We start from the raw sequence: 3,956 nt of genomic DNA, 5'->3' as shown, positions 1-3,956 counted from the left end.
CGTCACCACCATGGACCCCACCCGCCGGCTGGGCCGCCTCACCGCCGGGAACACCGAGCCGATCGGATCCGACCCCGGCATCGCCGACTACGCGGCGATCCTGCTGGCCGCCGAGCAGATCGGGGCGGCGGCGCGCTGCCTGGAGCTGACCGTCGACTACACCAAGAGCCGGGTGCAGTTCGGCCGGCCGATCGGCAGCTTCCAGGCCCTCAAACACCGGATGGCCGACCTGCATGTGGCCGTGCACGCCGCCCGCGCCGTCGTCAACGACGCGGTGGCCGAGCCGACCCCGACGTCGGCGGCGCTGGCCCGGGTCACCGCCAGCGAAGCCTTCTCGACGGTGGCCGCCGAAGCCATCCAGCTGCACGGCGGCATCGCCATCACCTGGGAAAGCGACATTCAGCTGTATTTCAAACGCGCGCACGGCAGTTCGCAGCTGCTCGGCCCGCCGCGGGAGCACCTGCGCCGGCTGGAATCCGAGGTGTTCTCCAGCCACGCCCGGTAGCGGCCTAGGGTTGAGCGGGTGAACGATCGTGTCGCGCTGCGTGCCGGCGTCCCACCGTTTTATGTGATGGACGTGTGGCTGGCCGCCGCCGAGCGGCAACGCAGTCACGGTGACCTGGTGAACCTGTCCGCGGGCCAACCCAGCGTGGGTGCCCCCGAGCCGGTGCGGGCCGCCGCCGCGTCGGCCCTGCATCTCAACGAGCTGGGTTACACGGTGGCGCTGGGCATTCCGGAGCTGCGCGGCGCCATCGCGGCGTCCTACCGGGACCGCTACGGCCTCGACGTCAGCGCCGACGACGTGGTGGTGACCACCGGCTCGTCGGGCGGGTTCCTGCTCACCTTCCTGGCCTGCTTCGACGTCGGTGACCGGGTGGCGGTCAGCAGCCCTGGCTACCCGTGTTACCGCAATATCCTGTCCGCGCTGGGCTGCGAGGTGGTCGAGATCCCGTGCGGCCCGGAGACCCGTTTCCAGCCGACCGCGGCGATGCTGGCCGACCTCGACCCGCCGCTGGCCGGGGTGGTGGTGGCCAGCCCGGCGAACCCGACGGGGACGGTGATCCCGCCCGCGGAACTGGCCGCGATCGCGTCCTGGTGCGACGCCAGCGGGGTGCGGCTGATCAGCGATGAGGTCTACCACGGCCTGGTGTACCAGGGCGCGCAGCAGACCAGCTGCGCCTGGCAGACGTCACGACAGGCGGTGGTGGTCAACAGTTTCTCGAAGTATTTCGCGATGACCGGCTGGCGGCTGGGCTGGCTGCTGGTGCCGCCGGAGCTGCGTCGCGCGGTGGACTGCTTGACCGGCAACTTCACCATCTGTCCGCCGGTGTTGTCGCAGATCGCGGCGGTGCAGGCGTTCACGCCCGAGGCGATCGCCGAAGCCGACGGCCATCTGCGGCACTACAGCGCCAACCGGGTGTTGTTGCTCGACGGTCTGCGCGCCCTGGGGATCGATCGGCTGGCCCCCACCGACGGCGCGTTCTACGTCTACGCCGACGTCTCGGACTTCACCGGCGACTCGCTGGGCTTTTGCTCGAAACTGCTGGCCGACACCGGTGTTGCGATCGCGCCGGGCATCGACTTCGACACCACCCGCGGCGGCGCGTTCGTCCGGCTGTCTTTTGCCGGGCCCACCTCGGACATCGAGGAGGCGCTACGCCGGATCGGCGCCTGGCTGCAGCACTAACAAAGCCCGGCTCGCAGTTGCCTGCAAGCCGGGCTTCGTTACTGCTCGGTCAGGGCTGCGGTGTCGTCCCCGCGTTGCCAGCCGGAGCCGTTCCCGGGTTCGCCGGAGCCGGTGCCGCCGGGGCGGCAGCAGGAGCGCCCTGGGCGCCGCCCGCCGGGGCCCCCTGAGCGCCACCAGCCGGGGCCTGCGTGCTCGGGGTGCTGGCCGGGACCTCCTGGGTGCCCTGGGTGCCGGCCGGGGCCGGGGTGCTGGCCGGGACCTCCTGGGTGCCCTGGGTGCCGGCCGGGGCCGGGGTGCTGGCCGGGACCTCCTGGGTGCCCTGCGTGCCAGCCGGAGCCGGAGTACTCGGGGTACCGGCCGGGGTCTGCTCCGAGCCGGCGGGCAGCGGCGTCCCCTGGCTACCCGCGGGGATCGGCGTCCCCTGGCTACCCGCCGGAGCGGCCCCGCCCGGAGTGCCGGCCGGGGTCTGCTGGTTGCCAGCCGGGGCGGTGGTCGACGGGTTGCCCGCCGGAGCCGACGGGCGCGGGCTAGCCGCCGGGGCCGAGCCCGACGGGCCGCTGCTGGGGGCGGGCTGCACCCAGGTGGCCAGGTCCTTGCCGCCGGCGTTGTACACGACGCTGGTGGGGTTGTCACCGGTCACGTCGAAGTACACCTTGCCGGTGGTCTTTTGACCCTGGCTAATCGTGCCCGGGTTGACACCCTGAGGGGTGGCGACCCCGTACAGGACGCGGTAGGTCTGGCCACTCGCGCTGCGGGCGTTCAGGTTCGACACGATCGGGGTGACCGAGCCCTGCAGGGCCTCGTCGGTGGCGTTGGCCTCCCACAGGGTGCCCTGCGGGGTGTACGGGATGGTGTCGCTGCTTTGTTTGAGATCGCTGATGGTCCAGCCCTGCACCACGTCGCCGTTGGTCAAGGTCGCCTGCGTACCGAGCGGGTGCGAGGCGGTGGTGTCGCTGGCTTCGTCGGCAGCGGCAATAGCTGCGCTGGCGATGCCGAGGGCTCCGGCGGTGACGAAGGTGGCTGCTGCCGCCATTGCGGCGGTGCTGATCTTCACGGTTTTCACTCCTGTTTCGTCCGAGCGGCCATTCCGCTGCGGTGGGGTGGGAACTGCACCTAACGACGGTTAGGCCGTCGTTGTCGGTCTCAAAGCTGATGCATAGCGATACTTCATCACGGTAGTTTTACCATCCGCTACCCGGGACCGCATCAAATTTGCCCGCGCTGCCGATAGCTATCACGAGTGCGACGTCCACCAGGTGTAGACCTGTTCCAGGCCGGCGCCTTGTGGTTCTGCCTGAACAACGGCGAGCAAACATTCGGCGTCATTGGTCCACGCGACCGTCGGGACCGCTTTTTGGGTCGCGCATAACAGCATGCCGCTGGTCTTGTCCGGGGTGGCGTTGCGGTGCCACGCTCCCGGCGACTGGATTCGCCCGGGGCAGTCGACCACCGCCGAGTTGTGGACAATTCCGTTAAACGCGAAGTGCAGCGCCGCGGTATCCGGGAACAACGTGAACGTCGCCGACGCCGGGCCGTCCGGATCGTCGTTCTTGCCGCACGACACTTTGGCCAATGCGTCTTTGGGCAAGGTGGTCGGCTTGCAGGTGCCCGGTGGATAGCCGGTCGGAAGCAGGCTCAACAGGCGGGCTTGGGCGGCGGTGTCGGGCGGCTTGGGTGCCGCGGTGGTGGATGTCGTGCCGGTGGTCTCGGCGGCCTCCGCGGCGTCGTGCGAGGGGCGCAGCAGCCAGAAGGCCCCGCCGGCGAGCACGATCACCGCGGCCGCGCCGGCCAGGGCCAGCAGCAGCTTCGGCTTCCGGGAGCGGCGCAGCGATCCCGGCAGTGGAGTGCCGAATTCGCCCGGCCAGGCGTGACCGGTTGGTGCTTGCGGGGGTACGGCGGGCCAGCCGCCGCCGGTCGGCTGCTGGGCGCGGCCGTTGGTCGGGGACGGGCCTGGCTCGAACGGCCGGGTCGGTTCCGGAGCGTTGGAGGCCTGGGCAGGTTCGTACGGTCGGGTTGGTTCGGGCCCGCCCCCGTGAACCGGACCGGGTTCGAAGTGGCGGGTGGATTCCGGGGCGTTGGGGACCGGGCTGGGCTCGTACGGTGCGGCGGGGTGCGGGCCGTGTCTCTTTTCCAATCTACGGCGTTGGCGGGACCTATCTGGGGGGGGGTGGGGGTGGGCGGGTCGTGCTGAAGTATATGTGGTACGAGTGGGGTGGAGGATCGTGTATGATGTGTCGAATGGGACGGGGTGTGGGTGTGATGGTGCTGG

At 70.5% G+C, this 3,956-nt stretch carries 4 protein-coding genes; 2 read left to right on the top strand and 2 right to left on the bottom strand.

From position 1 onward, the window contains the following. Both BKN37_RS26200 and BKN37_RS26195 read left to right on the top strand, forming a co-directional pair. Window positions 1-505 (top strand): acyl-CoA dehydrogenase family protein (locus tag BKN37_RS26200; RefSeq protein ID WP_278184978.1); only part of this gene is annotated, 505 nt, incomplete at its 5' end. Window positions 506-523: 18 nt separating this feature from the next. Beyond that, on the top strand, window positions 524-1,687 hold the full coding sequence (locus tag BKN37_RS26195) for a pyridoxal phosphate-dependent aminotransferase (protein ID WP_071030122.1): 1,164 nt from the start codon (window positions 524-526) through the stop codon (window positions 1,685-1,687). Window positions 1,688-1,736: 49 nt separating this feature from the next. Here the strand turns inward: BKN37_RS26195 and BKN37_RS26190 are convergent, their stop codons facing one another. Then, entirely contained in the window at window positions 1,737-2,741 is a 1,005-nt protein-coding gene (locus BKN37_RS26190; RefSeq protein WP_095407221.1) for an MPT63 family protein, read from the bottom strand. 180 nt (window positions 2,742-2,921) lie between these two features. Further along, window positions 2,922-3,821 (bottom strand): hypothetical protein, encoded by a 900-nt coding sequence (locus tag BKN37_RS26185; protein WP_242657367.1) that lies wholly within the window; start codon window positions 3,819-3,821, stop codon window positions 2,922-2,924. Window positions 3,822-3,956 lie beyond the last annotated feature (135 nt).

This window comes from Mycobacterium talmoniae (assembly GCF_001854525.1).
In the GTDB taxonomy this organism is placed as follows: Bacteria; Actinomycetota; Actinomycetes; order Mycobacteriales; family Mycobacteriaceae; genus Mycobacterium; species Mycobacterium talmoniae.
This window is presented reverse-complemented; position numbering and strand designations above follow the sequence as displayed.